Here is a 16,840-nt window from a genome sequence, read left to right on the forward strand (position 1 = left end):
GGCGGCGGGAGGTCGCTGGCGAGTCCCGTCCCGGCGAAGAAGCCGTGAAGGACTCCGGGGCGGCACTGGAGGCGCTTGAGTCGGTTGCGACGAGCGCGGCAAACAGCCGCCGCAGGCCGCCCGTTTCCAGCCGATCAGCGTCACCGTCCGCCCCCGACCACTCCACTTCACCGCGAGCCCGTCTCCAGGTAGCCGACCAGTTTCTCCCGACACTTCGGCGACAGCTTGCAGCGCTGCCCGCTCGCGCCCCGGGAGGCCAACGCGCCCGCCAGAGGTCGCCCGCCAGTTGCGGGCCAGCTCGAAGGCGGCCTACCGACGACCCCTTCGGCGAACCACCCGGCGGCCTCCAGCCGCACCGCCTCGCGGCGCCGAGGCCCTTTCGCTGTCAGCTCGCCCCCCACCTGCGTAGCGCTTACCAACGACGGGACATATTGTGCAAAATTACTGTCAGTTGGCCGCACAAACCAGCCAACCACCTCAAAGCGCCGGAGTCAGTAGCGGCCTTGGCAGGGGCAGGGGCAGGGGCAGGGATCTTCCGTTCAAGACGGTCCACGGCAACTGACGTCACCCTCGTGCAGGTACTCGGCACCGCTCAGGTCAACCAGGACTTTCAGCGCGTTGCTGAGCAGACGCCCGGGACCCTGTCGCCGGATCTGCCGGCGCCGGGCGGTCGACAGAGGCTGAGCCGGGACGGCGGGGCCGTGGTGCCGGGGCCCGCCGTACCGAGGTCCATGGATGCCTACAGGTAGATGAATTCGTCGGTCTCCGTGACGTGCCCCCAGTTTCTGGTGGCTGCCGCGGCTGGGTCGATGCCCGCCAGCCAGGACCTGAGCTCGTCGATGAGATCCTCCCCGTCGAGGCCGCCGCTCGTGTGGTAGGCCAGCATGTACTTCCACTGCAGGCACACCATCGCGGTGAACTGGGCCAGGGAGGAGCCGGCCAGGGGGTCGCCGGGCCGGTCGTCGTCGACCGCGCCCTTCCTGGACTGTCGCAGTACGCGGCCGGTGGGGCCGTCGAGGAGCAGGATGCCGCCGATCCAGGTGCCCAGTTCGTAGAACGGGCCGTCTCCCACAGGCGTTTCGAACTCCTTGGTGCCTTCCCACGTGTGCTCGGCGAAGCCGGTGCCGGCGAGGTTGTGGGTGCTGAGACTGAGGAAGTTGTCGACGGCAGGGAAGCCGACCTCGGTGAGGAAACGACGGGTCGGCTCGTGCGTCAGGCCGGCCGGTAGCTCCTCCTCGGTCAGGAGAGGGGCGACGTCCGCGTCGAACACGTCGAGTACGAGGTCGCGGGTGGGGCGGCAGGCGGCCTCGTCGAAGGGGCGAGGGGTGATCTTTGTGTGCCGGCTGATGGCGGGGAGTGCGGGCAGCGGGGTGGCTTCGATGTAGTCCGGGTCGGGCTTGATCGCATAGACCCCTCGGCTGCCGCCGAGCACGACCAGCTCGCCGGCGCAGGCCACGTCCTTGACCTTGGGCGCTTGGATCACGCGGAGTGTGGCGGGATCTCCGAGGGCTGCCGCGCGGACCAGGTTCCATGAGGTGTCGGCCCTCCAGCGGGCCGGCGCCGGAGGTGTGGGCGGGGCTTCCTCGATGAACGGCCCCTTGGCCCCGAGGAATTGTCCCGTGACTGCGAGGAGCCGGCCGGTGGCCGCGTGCCAGATCTGCTCGAGACGGTCCAGGGTGCGGCTGGTCACGGTGGTGCCGTCCGCATCGGCCTGCAACTCTTCGACGACGTCGATCTGGGGTGGGCGGGGGCGGACCCGGCCGGGGGCCCGCCAGTGCGTCCAGACGGTCCGCCACGGCAGCGGACCGGCGGCTTCGATCAAGGCGTCGGCCCGCTCCGTATCGCCCTGGCTGAGCGCCACGAGATGCAGCAGTGAGACCCACTCCGCTTGCGAGGACGGCGCCAGACCGAGGTTGCCGAGGTAATACAGATCCGCGGTGAGGCTGCCTGCGGGAATGCTGTCGGGGAAGGCCATGCGGAGTGCGTTCAGCAGGGCGGTGTGGGTGCACTTGACCAGCGTGCGGGGATCCGCGAGGAGTTCCTCGAAGCGGCCTGCGGCTGCGGCGTGGGCGGGCAGAGCACGGGTCAGATAGTCGTCGAGCGGGTCGCCGTCGGTGCACGCGAACAGGCGGTCCACGACGGTCTGTTGGAAGGCCTGGAACGTATCGGCAGGAACTTCTGCGCGAAGCCTCCGGGCATCGCGTTCGTGGGTGAACACCACCGGTAGCTCGTCTGTGGGCTCGACCGCGACGAAAGGTGACTCATCGCCGATCGCGCGCAGTTCCGCGAGGTCGAAGTCGGTTCCGAGTGCGGAGCAGAGCGCCTGCCACTCCTCGACGCGCACCCGGTGTGGCTCGGACAAGGCGAGGGCCGTCATGGCTGTGCGTTGACGCGGCGGCAGCGAGTTGGGGGACAGCCGGACGATGTCGCGGGCGGGGGCGAGCAGGATGGGGTTCCGGTTCCGGGGGCCGAGGTCGTACACCTCGCTGTCGACTTCGACCACGAGTTTGATGTTGGTCGCCTTGGAGCGCCTACTGAACGCTCCAACGATCCCGCCGGCAGCTACGCCCAGCGGTTCATCTGTGAACCGCCTCTTCCCTGCCCACTGAGTATTGGTCACGACAACGATTCTCGGGTCGAACCTCCTGTCGAAAACGAGATCGTCCACGATATTGGTGAGGGCATTGATGCTTCGGAAATCGCCGTATGAAACACCGATGGCACGCATCACCCGATCCGCCACCTCTTCCGCGGAGCAGTGCGTGGCATCAACGAGCACGGCCCCCGGCGTGCTGGCGGCGAAATCTCTCAGAAGTGAGGTCTTCCCGGCTCCGGAGGGGCCGTCGACGTAGATAATGCCCCGCTTGGGCGGAAGTTTGGCCAGCTGTGAGCTGATCTGGTCCGCGGCTTCCTCCAGGTTGAGGTGAGAATTCACAGTGGGCGACTTCCTTTCCTGGTGACTGTTACCGGCGTCGTGCGGTGGGCTGCCGCATGTGCCCGCATCACAACGATTCCGGGATATCCAACCTCTCCAACGAATGCGTGATGCACAGACCGATCAAGGTCATGAACTGCCGCAGGCTGCTGCCCAGTAGCTGCGCTCCGGCGGCAGAGGCTGCCCTCGCGCGGATCGCTGAACGGTTCGACGTGTTCGCCCTTGCGATAAGCCGTGGCGTAGGTCGTCCCCATCTCCTATGAGCTCGTAACACGATCTTGTCTTGTCGGCGGCATTGGTGAGGTACGGGGTGCCAGTCGGGTGCGGCTGGGATGATTGCTGGCATGACACTGGACTGGTCCCGTCTGAAGCATGCCTATGGCTCCGCATCCAACCTGCCACGGCTCTTTGACGAGATCGGTGATCCCGAGCTGGCTGACGAGGCGTGGGAGGACCTGTGGGCTTCTCTCTACCACCAGGGGTCGGTGTACACAGCCAGCTTTGCCGCCCTGCCCGTTCTGGCAGACATCGCTGCCGGTCACAAACCTGGTGGTCGCTGGCCGGCACTTGGGTTGGCCGGCCGCATCGTCGTCGAGGAGCAACAGCTTCACGAGCCCGGTTACGTACAGACGCGCTACCCGGCTGCGATCAACGAGCTGCACCAGCTGACCCAGAACGTCGTGGGGACAAGGCCCTTCGAGGGCGACGTAGACGACTTTCTGTACTGGCTGGAGCACCTCCTGGCATTTGAGGGGGTGCCCGTATGGAGGCGCAGACTGCGCCGTGAGGAGCATCCCGTAGTGTGCCCCTCCTGCGCACTGAGCTTGGAGATCGACCTTTCCTACAAGGGGCCAGGCACTCGCCGTCGGGACCCGAACGCGCGCTTTCGGGTTGTCGGCCGTGAGGGACCCATAGTCCACGGGGTCCGCCCGGCGGACCCCGTGGACCTGCCGCCACTGGCGTCTCGGCTGCGCGATGTGGCCGTCAGGGCCGGCCAGCCAGCAACCGCAGAGCATCTGACCCACCTGTTTGGCTCCACGACGTGTCCCGACTGTGCTTCAGACTTCTCGGTGCCGGACCAGATCGCAGCCTTCCAGGCATAGCAGTCCAGGAGCGCGTAAAAGGATCACGCGTGGGCTTTCTTGAGTCGTCTCCAGCAGATGAGGCTGGAAGCCAACGAGACGAAGGCGTCGTGGAGTTCGGTTCGGCGTTCCCAGCGGACGGCGAGGCGCTTGAACTGGTGGAGCAGAGCGAAGGTCTGCTCGACGACGTAGCGCAGTTTGCCCAGTCCCTTGATGTTCGGGGCGCCCTTGCGGGAGATGACCGGCAGGATCCGCCGCTTGCGCAGCTCACGCCGGTTGGGGTTGGAGTCGTAGCCCTTGTCACCGAGAAGTGAGTCCGGGCGGCGCCGCGGGCGGCCCATCCTTCCGGCCACGGGCGGAATGCCATCGACGAGGGCGATGGTCTGGGTGACGTCGTTGACGTTGGCCGCAGTGGTGATGACTTTGAGCGGGGTGCCGCGTCCGTCGCAGATCAGATGGTGTTTACTGCCCGTCTTCCGCCGGTCGACCGGCGACGGCCCCGTGTCGGGGCCCCCTTTTTCGCGCGGATGTGGGAGCCGTCTACGCACGCGCGGGACCAGTCGAGTTCGCCGGCCGCGTTGAGTTCGGCGAGCGGGATGCAGTGCAGCTGCTCGAAGACACCGGCCTGCTGCCAGCGATCCAGGCGTCGCCAGCAGGTCTGTCCGGAGCCGAACCCCAGCTCTGGGGGCAGGAGTTGCCAGGCTATGTCGTTGTGGAGCACGTACAGGATGCCCTGCAGACACAGCCGGTCCGCTACCGGCTGCGGGCCCGGCGCCTTCTCCGGCCAGGGCGGCAGCAGAGGCCCGATCAGTGCCCACAACTCGTCATCCACGATCCACGGCCGAGTACTCACACCCTGCCGAACAGCCGAATCGTCACATCGGTCACGCCGGACCAGGGCACTTCAACAAGATCGTGTTACGAGCTCTATGGCAGGTAGGGCCAAAAGCGCTGCGGGCGCGAATACAGCCTCCTCAGGCACCGTACCCGTTCGGCCCAGAAGGAGGTGGCCACGTGGCTCCCGCTTCGTGTAAAGGTGCGCGAGGACGAGCGGAACCTGCCCCTCGGCGGCCCGGTACTCGCCGGGGCCGGGGCGGTAAGTACGAGCAGGGTCATGGGTCGGTCAGGTGGATCGGTCAGTCGGTGGTTCGCAGTGCAGCAGTCCAGAACGTGGTGTCTGTGTCTGCGTCGTCGAGGTCGGACAGCGTGTTCTCCAGATCGTCTCTGATCGCGACGCGCTCGGTACGGCTCCCCGCCGCGGCAAGCATGCACCTGGCCACAAGGTAGTGCTGGAGCAGGTCGATGAACGCGGCCAGACTGCCGGCGATCAACACGGCGCTGATTTCCTGTTCTCCGGCGTCGTCGGGCTCGTCGTCGAAGTAGGCGTCGAAGTCGTCTTCTGCGCTGCTCCAGTCGGCCGCACCGAGCAGGAGAACCTGCCCCGTTCCGCCGTGCAGGACCAGGTCGCCGGCACCCCACGCACCGATCTTGTAGTACGCACCTGGGGCAGCGTCTGCCGACAGGTCGCCAGGGGCGAGCCGGGGTAGACCCGCTTCGTCCAGAGCCTCGAGCCGGATTGCGGCGCCCTCGAAGGCGGGCAGTCCGACGTCCATGAGAACGCGGCGTGCCTCGGCGTTCGTCACCTCCTCGGGCAGCAGGCTGGTGGGCAGACGACGTACGACGCCCGGTTCGAAGAGGTCAGGGTCGTACGTGCCTCGGCGCCGTGCTGTCCCACGGTGCAGTGCGGGGAGGAAGCCGGAGTCGTCGAAGAGCGCCTCCCCGTGCACCTTGCTGAGGCGCGGACTTACGTCAGGGTCGTGGAGCTCGACCGCGAAAATGCCGCCGAGCCCCGTCACGACCAGGAGGTCGCCGACCCTCACCTGATCCGACACGAAGGGGGGTTCCAGAGTGTCGAACACGGTCAGATCGTCCCAGTCGGGTGTGACACTGCGTTCCATGTCGATGGGCCAGAGCGGCTCGCGCTGCCCCGGTGCCGGCATCGCATCCGGCCAGGGGCCGGCCAGCTCCTCGCCGGTTTCGGCGTCCCAGACTCGGTAGCGCTCGTCCCATTCCCCCGGAGCGCAAACGGTGTGCCGGCCAGGGAGATAGTCCTCAGGGGCGATGACAGGGTCTCCGAGTGGCCCGGGGCGAACGTACGCGGCGTTCAGAGCACCCGGCGGCCTCCAATGGGCCCAGCGCACCTGCCACGGCAACGGCTGGCCGGACGAGGCGATCTCGGCGGCGGTCTCCGCATCGCCACGCACCGTACTCATCAGGTGCAGCCACGATGCCCATTCACCCTGGGACAGGGAATCGACGCCGCACATCCACAAGTTGACCGAGTCCCCGGCCGGGGACGCACCGTCCACGACGTACGAGTCGTCGGCGTGGGCCGCGTCGATCAGGGCGACCTGATCGATACGGGCAACGAGTCGGCCGGAGCGCTGAACGGAGTCGAACTCGCCGGCCTGCACGGCGTGCATCGCCAGTCCTTGTGTCAGGTACCGGCCGGTCGTCGCTGTCGCAGGCTGCTGGCGCAGCCATGCGACCAGCTCCACATTCACGGCTCGTACGATCTCGGCATCGGTGGTCCGACGCAGTGTTTCGGCGTGCCGCTCGTCACGGAAGCGGATCCAGCCGTCGCCGTCCACCTCCAGTAGCTCGCCAGAAGCCTCCAGCGCTGTGGCCACATCCGGAGACCGGCCCACATGGCGCCCCAGCGCCTGGGCGAGGACGGTCCACACAGGCAGGGGAGCGCGACGGACCTCGGCCAGTGCGAGTGCACGCAACGCTTCGGTGTCCGTGCCGTCGGGCAGGTGCCCCACAGCCTCTTCGGCACTGCTCGGTTGCAGTGCCACGATCAAGTGATCGTGTGCCGACCGCACATCCGGCAGGTCCCGTTCGATCACGACCTTGAGACCGCCGCCAACGGCCAGTTCACCGGTGAAGCGGTGCACCATGCGCTCGGGCTCCGTCGAGCGCCGAGTACGGCCCGCACGGTGGGCATTGACGATGATGACCAGCCCGCCCCCGAGCGGGGAGTCCTCGAGCTCGAATCCCCAGTCCGCCCGCTTCTCCGGCAGAGCGGTGAACCCAGCAGCAGTCATGACCCGATCGATGAGGTCCTCACAGGTCAGCCCGGCAGCATCCACGAGCACCGCCTCACTGCGGGCCTCACTCAGCCGCAGCAGCGTCTCGGTCCTTCCGGACCCAGGAGGGCCGGTCAGCTCGGCCACCCGCTGGCTCCCGCTGTCCGACCACTCCAGGAGCTCGGCCAGGGCTTCTTCGGGTGATACGGGTGAAGGGGTGGGTGTTTGACGGCTCATCGCTGAATCTGCTGACTTTCGGTGTGTTCATGCAGGGGCGGGCTAAGGGGCTATTTTAGCTGCGGTGCGATCCCCTTCCAGAGGGCTTCGACCTCCTGACATGTCTGACCATCTCTCGATCGCGGGCCTTCTCAGTGGCGGTAACCGGGAACTTCTTATCGACCTCAGCGGTGATCTTTTTCTTCTCGTCATCGGGAAGATCGGCTCTTGGGTCCAACCCGAGTTCTGCCCGACGCTGTTTCTGGAGTTCCCTTGTGAGTTCGGATCGCTGCTGATCCGCTGGGTCGGCCCGGTATGGGGTGCTGTAGTGCACAGGTGCGTCGGCCAGACGTTCACCCAGCAGATTTGAGCAGTTGGAACTCCCGAGTCCGGCCTTCTTGTCGCCACAGGGCTCGCAGTTCGGTGTACAAGGCGCTAATCGTGTAGTTGCGCCCTGGGCTCTCAGTGGCCTTGTTGACGTCGTCGATCCAGTCGGCGAGGTGCCGTTCCGAATACAGACCGGTAACTCCTGCCCGGCTTGGGAACGATGAATCCGTCACGTATTTGATGGTGCCGTCGTCCCGCTGCAACTCGACTACTGCGAAGTTTCGTTGAGTCAGGTCCGGTGTGTGTCTCAGGAACCCCGAGTCTGGTCATCAACTTCCTGACGCGCTCGCCGGGGTCTTGTGCTTGGCGGCGCCTTCCGACTCCTTGCCGTTGTCAATCGGATTGCTGTTCACGCCGTACTGTTCGTGAGCAGATTGGCTGAGACGAGCCAACGTGGAGATGACCAGCATTTTCTCGCACCGGCTCAGGGACTCGAATCTGGGCAGAGCCTTGTTCAACCCATCAGATGTGAAGGTACGCGGTCGATCCGGGGAGGCATCGGGATCCGACTCGGAACCCGCGGCCACATTCAAAACGTGAGCGAGCTGACCGTTCTTGGCCCAGTCCCGCAGCTGTTGGGCGACGTGGTCCTGCTGCAGGCGGAAAACAGGATTCGTCTGGCGGACACGCTGCTGCGAATCGTCCGGGTCCAGGTTGCCCTGTTGCTCCTTCTTGTCGCCGAACTCGCAGTCCAGGCAGGGATGAGAGTCGTCGGGGTGTGGTCAGTGTCCGGCCTTCTTGTCCTTGTCGCCGCTGTCGTCCTTGGTGTTCTTTTCGTCCGGGTCCTTGCCGTCTGCGTTCTGGCCGCTGGATGGCTGGCCGGCCGGTTCGGCGGCTGGTCTCCGCGCTGGGTCGGCAGACGATTCCGGGGTGGTTCGAGGGTTTGCTGCGGTTGGCATTAGAGCTGTTGGAGTCCGTGACACCGGGCCGGTTCGGCGACACGGGCTGCCGGTTGGAGTCCAGCGGAATCGCGAAGACCCCGTTGTTCCCGCTGTGCAGCGGCTTCGAGCTCTGCTGGCCCGTCTGGGCGTCGATGTAGGTGATCTTGCCGTTGTGGTTGACGGCGTTCCACGCGTGGGCCCGCCCGTTGGCGTCCTGCGTGATGATCACGGCCTGTGAGCCGTGGCCGTTGTTGCGGAGGGTGTTCTCCAGGCGGTTGAAGGCGTCGCGCCCGTTGCCCATGTCGCTGAAGCGGGCGCCGAGGGTGTTCTCGATGCGGTCGCGGCCGCCCTTCTCGCCGCGGTCCGAGGGGTTGCCGTCCGCGTCCAGGTCGGTGGTTCGGCTGGCCGCTGCTGTGGGGTTGCCCGCGTAGGTGTCCACCGTGGACAGGGCCACGTCGACGCAGTTGTTGTTGCGGTCGCCGGACCGGCGTTGGAGGTGCTCGGGCTGGTCGGGCTCGTGCGGACGGTGGCGGGAGGCGTGCCGGGCGTGCCGGCGGCAGGGTTCCTCGCGGGGCCGGAGTTGGGGTTCGGGCTCGTCGTGGTCGGGTTGCCGCCGGAGGCGCCCGGGCTGTGGTGCCCACCACCCGGAGCCGCACCCCCGGTAGAGGGCGTCGTAGGCGACGTCGGCATGGCTGAGCCGCCGTCCGAACGGCCGCCGGAACTGGAGGGAGACGGGTCTGCCGTCGTCGGCGTGGGTGCCGTGTTGGACTGCGTGGGCGCACTCGCGGCCAGGCCGTCGATCTGGGTGCCGATCGAGCCGCCCCCGGGCGGGGACGACGTATTGCCGGACGACGAAGGCGTGGGCGTGGACTGCGCGGTCGGGGACGACAGTCCGGAGACGGGGGAGCCGCCGCCGGTGTGTGAGGGGCCGGACGTGCTCGGGGTGCTGGAGGAGCCGTTGGAGTCGGAGCCGTTGGACGAGGGGCCGCCGGGTGTGGGGTCGTCGAAGTCCGACAGGGACGGCCCGGTGGATGGCGTCGGCCTTGAGTACGGGGTGTCCGGGGAGGACGTATTCCCGGAGTCGGATCCCGGCCCCCCGGAGCCGGAGCCGGAGTCGGGCCCCGGCCCCACATTCGGTGCGCCGATGTCGTTGCCGCCTGTGTCGGCGGATATGCCGCTGCCTATGTTCGCGCCGGGGATGTTGCCGTTGCCCGTACGCGTCGAGGTGCTGGAGTCGGACCCCGACGAAGTCGAGTCGGAGGACGAAGAGCTGGAGGAGGAGTCAGAGGACGAGGAGGAGTCGGAACTTCCCGGCCCGGAGTTGCTCCCGGTGTCACCCCCCCCGGAAAGTCCGACCCCGACGGCCCGTCGTATCCGTCGATGCGGCTGTCGATGGCGTCCCGGGCCCGGCTGCCGGCTTTCTGGCCGAGGAGTAGACGGTCTGGCGGCCGAACTTGCTCCAGTACAGGCCGACTGCGGCGAGGCCCTGCCAGGGGATGACAGCGCGGTGCTTTCCGTTCTCGACCCACAGGCCGGTGGCGTCGACGAGGACCCGGGTGCGGCGGTTCGCCCAGTGGACGACGAACAGGCACACGCCGAGCGCCCCGAGCAGCAGCATGAACACGAGGCCCGCATAACCGGCCGGGCTGGCCGCACCCTTTTGGTTCCCGGTGGCAACCACGACAGCTCCGAAGACGCCGACCGCGCCCAGCGCGATGAGCAGGACGGAACAGGGGAGCCCGGTCGTGGCGCCGCGGCGGCCGGTCCGTATGACCGTGGCGTCCGGCGCGAGGGAGGGCGTGTGCTAAGGCAACATGGTGCGTGAGCCTAGCGAATTGACCTACGCTCCCTCCTCATGACGACGCACGGCCGGGGACACGGTGGGGAACAGGTACAGACGCAGGTGGGAGGCGGTGGGGGCGATCCGACCCCGCCCGGCGTGGACGAACTCAGAGCGAGCTTCCCACGGCAATCGGATCCGGGGTTCGCGAGACAGCGGTCGGAGCAGGCGCGGAGCGCTCGCGGGGGTCTCATGGCTGCCGGGGCGTTGGTGGCGCTGGTCTGTCTCGTCGTGATCGTGGGACGTCTCAACAGCGGTACGCCGACGGGCGTGGGGACCGTCGTCTACGGCGTGAGTCTCGCTTTCGCCGGCGTCAGCGTGGAGTTGGCGCGGCGCGCCCGCACCCGCTGGGCCATGATGGCGATCATCCTTGCCGCGGCGGGCGCGTCACTGGCGGATGCGCTGCCCTGACTCTGTAACGGAGACTGCCGGGGGGGCTGAGGTTGCTGCGGGCAGCCGTACGGCTGCGGTCAGAAGGCGCGTCAGAAGATGTGTCAGGACATGTGTAAGTAAGGCGTGTCAGTAAGGCGTGTCAGAAGAAGTAGCTGACCAGGAACGACACTCCGGCACCGACAAGCCCAACCCCGATCATCCCGACCACGACCGACCGCGTCCCTCCCCGCCCCGCCGCCTCCCAAGCCGCGTCGAACGAGATACGGCTCCGCCCGAACGGCGCGAACCCGGTGGCGAGGCAGAAAACCCCGAGTCCCGTGAGAACCCAGCCAGCGAAGAAGGCTCCGAACCAACGCCAGGCCCGGTCCATGCCGGTCTGCACGTACTCGGCATCCGTCGCGCCCGCCTCCGTCGGCGGGTCGCTTTGCTGCACCGCCAACTCGGCGCCCTGCGCGTACTGTCGCCTGACCTGAACCGCGGCATTCGCGTCCGTACGCTTGCCGTCCGCCGAGACGAAGGTGCCCTCGCAGCGGACGGGCCGGCGGTTCTTACGGCTGCTGCGGGAGGCGTTGCTCGGATGGCTCACCTGGCACTGCTCCACCGTCAGGGTGCCGGGCGTGCCCGCCCAACCCGCCGCGTACGCCCCCTCGTACGCGCCGAATCCGCTCAGGACGAGTCCAGCGAGCAGAAAGACCAGGCCACCCGCCCGCCCGAGGCGTCCGAACGCCCCGCCGACGAGACCGGTGAGGGAACGGTCGACGCCTGTGCCGCTTCCTGTGCCTTGCGTCCGAGCCATGACTATGCGGGCCTCTCTCCTCGGTCCTTGTTCCCCATGTGTGACAGGAGATACTTCAGGTGTCGAGAGGCGAGGAGAAGCGACAATGACCAGGAACCCCGAGAACTCACCGAACTCACCCACCCCGCACGGCTCTTCGCAGGAACGCGGTGTGCTCGACGAGGCACTCGAACCGGAGCAGATCCGTTCCCTGAACTCCGCCCTGCGCAAGCTGTCCGAGACCGACGCCGCCGGCAAGGACATGCAGGAGGCGGCCAAGAAGCTGCTCTCCGGCCGCCTTGCCCTGCGCAACGCCCTGGACGACCCGGCGGTGTCACGCGCCCTGGGCGGAGGCTTGGCGTCCCTGCGCGGCCAGTGGGAGTCGCTGTCGGAGGAGGAACGCGATCAGATCAGGCACGGCGAGCCGCTCGCCGACGGTGGCCCGTCCTCCGGGTCGTCCGAGCCGAGGCGGTCGGAGGGCGAGGGCTCGCAGTCCGGGAAGAAGAACCAGGGGCGGCACAGCGGCGGCTTCTCGCTGTACTGATCACGCGAACGCCGTACGAAGTTGTGACCGGCGCCGTACGAGTTACGACTGGCGCTGCTTCCGGTACAGCGCGATGGCCGCCTCCGTCGGATAGTTGGGAACGGTGACGGTCTCGCCGTTCTCCTTGGAGACCACGATCTTGCTGCCGCCGGGCGGAGCGGGCTGCGGCCGCCCGGCGGCGTCCGTGACCGGCGGGAACACCGCGTACACCAGGTATCCGATGTCGAATTCCTCGACCCGCAGTTCGGCGGGGGTGCCGTCAGGCAGCCTGGGCTGCGCATACCGGCTGCGCACGAGGGCGAGGGCCTGCTCGGAGGTGGCGGGCGGGGTGGCCGGGGTGTCCGCAGTCACGGGTCGGTCGCTCTTCTGGTCGTCAGAACAACCCGTGCCACATCTGCTCGACCACCAGCGACCACCACGTCTCGACGTTCCCCAGCGCAGAGGCGTCCACAGCCGCCAACTGCTCCTGCAGCGCGGCCACTTCCGCACCGGCCGCGATCGGATCCAGTCCCTGCATCCGCTGCCGTGCGGTGGCGAGCAGGGCCAGGGAGCGGGCGAAGGCGGCGACGGAGACGTTGACGTAACGGGCCGCGGCGGTGACCGGGTCCACCGCCCAGACCGCACCGAAGCCGTCCGGCTGCCCCGTCCCCGGCAGGCACTGCACCGCGATGACCGCGACGCCGTCGAAGCCGATCCGGGTCAGGTACGACAGGGCGCCGATCTTCTCCTCGCCGGCGGGGCTGCGGCGCTCGCGCAGATTCGTGGCCACGTCGGTGAACAGGCCACCGGCCGGCGGCGCGTCGGGCCGGTCGGCGGTGAAGAACAGCGGGAGGTCGGCGGGGAGCCCGGCCCAGGTGAGCGTCGACTTCGTGGCCTCGGGCAACTGGCTCTCGGCCACGTCGTCGGCGTCGTGACGTCGTACGCCGTCCTCGCCGAAGACCTCGACGAGATGGCGGCCCAGGGCCACGTCACGCATCGGTTCCACGGGCGTCACCTGCGCGGGAACCGGCAGGCGGTGCGGGCGGGGCGGCGGCTGCTGGCCGGCCATCCGGTGCATGGTCTCGACCTGCTCGACCAGCGCCGCGACGCCCTCCGCACGCGCCTCGGGACGGGCCCCGTAGGTCTGCGAGCAGGACAGCTGGGCGTTGGGGAAGGAGTTGAGGAGCTCGGCCGTGTAACCGCCGGGGAGCAGGCTGGGGCGCAGGTCGGTGTGGACGGCCACGACATTGTCGGCGGGCACGCTCATCCGCCGCAGCTCCATCCAGGCCTGGTACTCGGCGGGAGGCAGGCCCGGAGCGGAGGTGCGGAAGAGGGTGGTCTCCTCGCCGTTCCCCGGGTCGACGTACGTGAAGACCGCGGTGTTGCCCGGACCGGTGACCGGGCGTGCGCCTTCCGGCGAGCCCGCGCCCTGCGTCGCGCCGCCGTGCTTCTGCCGGTACATCTGGACGACCTCGTCGACCGGCACCGACGGCCACACCGTCAGCTCGCCGGTACGGCGGTCCACGACCCCGCACGCGTTGCCGATCTCGGCGGGCGGCCGCCGCTCCCCGGTGACCGGGTCACGCTCGGGCTCCGCAGGCGCCGCCCACACGACCCAGCCCAGGTCGAACTCCTGCATCCGCACCTCGCGGCGCGGCTCCGCGGAGCCTTCCGGGTTGAGCCAACGGTCGGCGATGGCGAGCGCCTGCTCCTGGCTGGTCACGGGGAGGCTCCTTCGAAGGGGTCGGTTGTGGTGGTGAGGCGGATGATGCGGGGAGACAGGGAGGGGGGAAGGCGCGTGGGCCTCCTGCGTGACGGCGTCCGCAAGGCGGCCACAACGCCGTCGTACGTGCCTACGAGGCTATCCCCGCCTCCACCGCGTGAATACGGAGGGCTTTCGCCCCGCGCTCGGTGGCGATGAGGAGGATGCCGTCGGGGGACAGGTCGGCTCCGCTGAAGGGCACGTCTGACAGGAGAGCCGTCACCATGTCGCCGGCGGCCCGGTCCCAGACGCGGATGTAGTCCGCGCCTTGGCTGAGCCCGAAGGCGGCAGTTGCCCTGTCGTCTTCCGAGGGACGCATCAAGAGCGCAGGGTCGGCCGCAGGTAGGAGCTCGGGACGAACAAGATCGTGCACCAGCAGAGCGCCACGTGAGCCCGCCGCGTTGGCCTGGCCCGTCCCCCAGGCCCCCGGTGTTCCCGCAGGGACGACGAGGACGGCTACGTACCGTCTGGTGCCGTCTTCGGCGGGCAACTCCGCCACCGTCAGCTCGTCGATCCCCGACACCGGCAGACTCCACAGGGTCTGCCACGGGAGCTCAAGGCCAAGACGGTGCGTGGCTTCGGCGTACTCCGCCAGGCCGTCCTCGACGAAGGCGGTCTCGAGCAGCGCGGCACGCCCCAACTCCGAAAGCTCGTTGCGGGTCAGCAGCGGGGCCGTACGCAGATATGTGCGGGCCGCTGCACCGAGCGCCTCGAGCGGTACGGCTTCGACGGCGGCCCGCAGCCGTATCGGATCGGCGTGGACGAACAGGCCTGGATCAGTGAGGAGTTGGGGGAGCAAGCCGGCCCCGAGCGCATGACCGGCTATGCCATCACGTACGTAGGGCGCGGCCTTGCCCCAATCCTGGTCCGGCACGGCTTCGAGGAGGGCGATGGCGATTCGGCTCTGGACGGCGTGCGGCTGGGGCAGGGCGCCGCGGAGCGCATCACCGATCGCCGGGTGGGCGAGGCGCAGCAGAGTGCGCTCGTCGGTGGGGTCGTCAGAGGCCTCGACCAGTTGAACGAACGGTCCGACGAGCAGCATGCCGGACGCGACGGCGCCGGACATGTCCTGTCCGGCGACCGCGCTCACGAGTCGAGGCCACAGATCGACGGGAACTCCGTCGCTCTCGGCCAAGGCCAGCGGAGTGAGGAGCATCCGCAGGGTTCCCGGGTCGGCCCCGAGACGCTGTGCATGCCAGTCGACAACCGAGGCGACGGACGTCGGCAGCCGCTCTCGGTCGGTGGGGTCGAACCCTTCAGGTGCGGTGAGGACGCTCTGAACGGTCAGCTGAACGACCAGTGCACTCGTGTCGGCCTGATGTGCGATGGCCGCTGCCAGGGCACGCCGGATCCCAGGATCGACAGTGAACGGCAGCTCGGGCGCGCCGAACTGCGTACTCAGGGCCGCGTCGGCATGGCGCAGAAGGACTTCGGGGTCGGCCCACTGGGGATCGTCCAGATCCATGATCTGCACGGTGCCTGCAGGTAGTCCGTCAGCCATTGTGCCGGCGAGTGGGCGCGGCAGCTCGACTACGAGGCGTACGGAATCGAGCGCGGCCAGGGGCATCAGCACCTCGCGGACGAGCTTTGTCGGCTCGTCCGCCGACCGGACCGGCCCGGCCTCATCGGCGTCGAGGACGACGAGAGGGACGGGTTCGCCCAGCGCCGCGAGCGCTGAGTAGACGTCCTCGGAACGCTCGGTCTCCAGTTCGTAGTGGTCCGCTAGGGCCCAGAGGAACTGAGCCGCTGTCAGCCCGCGTGCGTTCGCCGCGGCGGGCGCCGGCAGTTCGGGCGGGACGGTTGACGGATCCAGTCGGTCGAGGAGCAGTTGCTTGCGGAAGTCCGGGTCACAGAGCATCAGAAATCCGGTGAGCAGCCGTGAGCGCCCACTGCCGGAGTCTCCCGTCACGATCACGACACGAGGTGCCCCCGGCCGCCCCGTACGCCAGGTGGCAAGTGCCCGTAGGGCGTTGGCACGGCCGCCTATGTGGGGGTGGGGGAGATAGTCGTCGGCTGGCTCTGTCATGGCTTTCCGTCCTCCGCTGCTGCGGACGTATGCGAAGGCATCTGGCGGCTGTGTGGCTGGTGGCGGCTTCGGTCAGATGGGCAGGGCGCCCTTGAAATGAGAGGTGGGGACATCCGGGTGGGTGGTCGCCAGCCAGCCGTGACCATGGGTGTCGCGTTCACGTACCGGGCCGGGCTCGACCGAGAGTTCTTCGGCGGCCTTGTGCGCGTCGGTCACCCCTTCGCTGTACTTCTCGGCGAAGTAGGGGTCGTACCACAGGTCGTCTTCGTCCATTTCGATGAACTCGACCTCGAAAGGCAAAGGGTCACCCACCCATTCCGGATCGCCGTAAGTGGCGTACCCGCGGACCACTTCACCATTGCGGGCGACCCACCACACGTCGGCATTGTGGTAGGGGTCGATGGTGTAGAAATGGGCCTCGCCGCATTGTTCACTGGCTTTTTCGGCCAATTCGTGGCCACCGAGCTGGTCCAGGAACGAGTTGCCGTACAAGAGGCGCCAGTTCTTGAATTCCGGAGTGATGAAGACCCGGTATGCGGTGGCGGAGCTTCCGTCCGCGGTGGTGAAGTCGGCGGTATCCGGTGCCACTGTGGCCGCGGCGAGGCCCATGGCGGTGGTGGCTGCCCGGAGATCATGCAATCCCCACACCGACACGACGGTATCCAGCTGATCCGCGGGGAAGGCGATCCAGCGCCCGGCCGTGGGGATGGTGACCGGGCGCTCGTCCAGGAGCTTCGTCCGGATGAGGCGCTCGACCGCGCCGAGGTCCTTCGCGTCGAAGTCGCGGGAACCGCTCACATCGGCAAGCGCCCGGAGAGCCGGGGCCCGAAGCTGCCCCGGCCCTTGCCGGCGGATCTGCTGGAGACGGGGGACGGCTGCTTCGCCCATCCGTACGAGGGCGTCGATGTCGTCTGGCATGAGGATCAGCCTA

General features: G+C 68.1%; 14 protein-coding genes and 1 pseudogene. 6 read left to right on the forward strand and 9 right to left on the reverse strand.

Annotation, left to right across the window (positions count from 1 at the left end; all coding sequences use genetic code 11):
- Positions 1 to 739 precede the first annotated feature (739 nt).
- Positions 740 to 2,503 (reverse strand): SUKH-4 family immunity protein, encoded by a 1,764-nt coding sequence (locus tag ACIREI_RS35610; protein ID WP_403341974.1) that lies wholly within the window; start codon positions 2,501 to 2,503, stop codon positions 740 to 742.
- A gap of 776 nt (positions 2,504 to 3,279) precedes the next feature.
- Here ACIREI_RS35610 and ACIREI_RS35615 point away from each other — a divergent pair.
- Positions 3,280 to 4,038, forward strand: coding sequence for a hypothetical protein (locus ACIREI_RS35615; RefSeq protein ID WP_403341977.1), 759 nt, complete (start codon positions 3,280 to 3,282; stop codon positions 4,036 to 4,038).
- 23 nt (positions 4,039 to 4,061) lie between these two features.
- On the opposite strand, the gene ACIREI_RS35620 is transcribed toward ACIREI_RS35615, so the two are convergent.
- A protein-coding gene (locus ACIREI_RS35620; protein WP_403341980.1) for an IS5 family transposase occupies positions 4,062 to 4,870 on the reverse strand; the annotation gives its coding sequence in 2 pieces (ribosomal slippage) (positions 4,062 to 4,550 and positions 4,553 to 4,870; 807 coding nt in all).
- 283 nt (positions 4,871 to 5,153) lie between these two features.
- Positions 5,154 to 7,343, reverse strand: a complete 2,190-nt coding sequence (locus ACIREI_RS35625) for an SUKH-4 family immunity protein (RefSeq protein WP_403341982.1) — start codon at positions 7,341 to 7,343, stop codon at positions 5,154 to 5,156.
- Positions 7,344 to 7,443: 100 nt separating this feature from the next.
- Here ACIREI_RS35625 and ACIREI_RS35630 point away from each other — a divergent pair, with 100 nt between their 5' ends.
- Both ACIREI_RS35630 and ACIREI_RS35635 read left to right on the forward strand, forming a co-directional pair.
- Positions 7,444 to 7,692, forward strand: a complete 249-nt coding sequence (locus ACIREI_RS35630; RefSeq protein WP_403341985.1) for a hypothetical protein — start codon at positions 7,444 to 7,446, stop codon at positions 7,690 to 7,692.
- Between the two features lie 553 nt (positions 7,693 to 8,245).
- Positions 8,246 to 8,611 carry a hypothetical protein gene (locus ACIREI_RS35635; protein ID WP_403342071.1) on the forward strand — a complete coding sequence of 122 codons (366 nt, stop codon included), beginning with the start codon at positions 8,246 to 8,248 and terminating at the stop codon, positions 8,609 to 8,611.
- Between the two features lie 175 nt (positions 8,612 to 8,786).
- Here ACIREI_RS35635 and ACIREI_RS35640 read toward each other — a convergent pair.
- A pseudogene (locus ACIREI_RS35640) lies at positions 8,787 to 9,044 on the reverse strand (toxin glutamine deamidase domain-containing protein); the annotation flags it as partial.
- 36 nt (positions 9,045 to 9,080) lie between these two features.
- On the opposite strand from ACIREI_RS35640, the gene ACIREI_RS35645 reads away from it, so the two are divergent.
- Positions 9,081 to 10,415 (forward strand): hypothetical protein, encoded by a 1,335-nt coding sequence (locus ACIREI_RS35645; protein ID WP_403341987.1) that lies wholly within the window; start codon positions 9,081 to 9,083, stop codon positions 10,413 to 10,415.
- A 207-nt stretch (positions 10,416 to 10,622) separates the two neighbouring features.
- Positions 10,623 to 10,841 (forward strand): hypothetical protein, encoded by a 219-nt coding sequence (locus ACIREI_RS35650; RefSeq protein WP_403341990.1) that lies wholly within the window; start codon positions 10,623 to 10,625, stop codon positions 10,839 to 10,841.
- Between the two features lie 121 nt (positions 10,842 to 10,962).
- Here ACIREI_RS35650 and ACIREI_RS35655 read toward each other — a convergent pair whose 3' ends face one another.
- Entirely contained in the window at positions 10,963 to 11,619 is a 657-nt protein-coding gene (locus tag ACIREI_RS35655; RefSeq protein ID WP_403341993.1) for a hypothetical protein, read from the reverse strand.
- A gap of 85 nt (positions 11,620 to 11,704) precedes the next feature.
- Between ACIREI_RS35655 and ACIREI_RS35660 the strand changes: the two genes are divergently transcribed.
- Positions 11,705 to 12,142 (forward strand): hypothetical protein, encoded by a 438-nt coding sequence (locus ACIREI_RS35660; protein WP_403341996.1) that lies wholly within the window; start codon positions 11,705 to 11,707, stop codon positions 12,140 to 12,142.
- 42 nt (positions 12,143 to 12,184) lie between these two features.
- Here ACIREI_RS35660 and ACIREI_RS35665 read toward each other — a convergent pair whose 3' ends face one another.
- The 4 genes from ACIREI_RS35665 to ACIREI_RS35680 all read right to left on the reverse strand — a co-directional run bounded on the left by ACIREI_RS35665 (position 12,185) and on the right by ACIREI_RS35680 (position 16,827).
- The gene (locus ACIREI_RS35665) at positions 12,185 to 12,493 is read right to left on the reverse strand and encodes a hypothetical protein (RefSeq protein ID WP_403341999.1); all 309 of its coding nucleotides are present in this window, start codon (positions 12,491 to 12,493) and stop codon (positions 12,185 to 12,187) included.
- 22 nt (positions 12,494 to 12,515) lie between these two features.
- A complete protein-coding gene (locus ACIREI_RS35670; RefSeq protein ID WP_403342002.1) occupies positions 12,516 to 13,844 on the reverse strand; it encodes an SUKH-4 family immunity protein in 1,329 nt (442 codons plus the stop codon).
- 130 nt (positions 13,845 to 13,974) lie between these two features.
- Positions 13,975 to 15,909 carry an ATP-binding protein gene (locus ACIREI_RS35675; protein ID WP_403342005.1) on the reverse strand — a complete coding sequence of 645 codons (1,935 nt, stop codon included), beginning with the start codon at positions 15,907 to 15,909 and terminating at the stop codon, positions 13,975 to 13,977.
- 72 nt (positions 15,910 to 15,981) lie between these two features.
- On the reverse strand, positions 15,982 to 16,827 hold the full coding sequence (locus ACIREI_RS35680; RefSeq protein ID WP_403342008.1) for a hypothetical protein: 846 nt from the start codon (positions 16,825 to 16,827) through the stop codon (positions 15,982 to 15,984).
- Between the last annotated feature and the right edge of the window lie 13 nt (positions 16,828 to 16,840).

It is taken from the genome of Streptomyces sp. NPDC093591, assembly GCF_044764885.1.
Taxonomy (GTDB): Bacteria; Actinomycetota; Actinomycetes; order Streptomycetales; family Streptomycetaceae; genus Streptomyces.

Coding starts and splice junctions, on each gene's coding strand:
- ACIREI_RS35615 (WP_403341977.1), top strand. CDS start 3,280: ATGACACTGGACTGGTCCCGTCTGAAGCATGCCTATGGCTCCGCATCC.
- ACIREI_RS35625 (WP_403341982.1), bottom strand. CDS start 7,343: ATGAGCCGTCAAACACCCACCCCTTCACCCGTATCACCCGAAGAAGCC.
- ACIREI_RS35630 (WP_403341985.1), top strand. CDS start 7,444: ATGTCTGACCATCTCTCGATCGCGGGCCTTCTCAGTGGCGGTAACCGG.
- ACIREI_RS35650 (WP_403341990.1), top strand. CDS start 10,623: ATGGCTGCCGGGGCGTTGGTGGCGCTGGTCTGTCTCGTCGTGATCGTG.
- ACIREI_RS35655 (WP_403341993.1), bottom strand. CDS start 11,619: ATGGCTCGGACGCAAGGCACAGGAAGCGGCACAGGCGTCGACCGTTCC.
- ACIREI_RS35660 (WP_403341996.1), top strand. CDS start 11,705: ATGACCAGGAACCCCGAGAACTCACCGAACTCACCCACCCCGCACGGC.
- ACIREI_RS35675 (WP_403342005.1), bottom strand. CDS start 15,909: ATGACAGAGCCAGCCGACGACTATCTCCCCCACCCCCACATAGGCGGC.
- ACIREI_RS35680 (WP_403342008.1), bottom strand. CDS start 16,827: ATGCCAGACGACATCGACGCCCTCGTACGGATGGGCGAAGCAGCCGTC.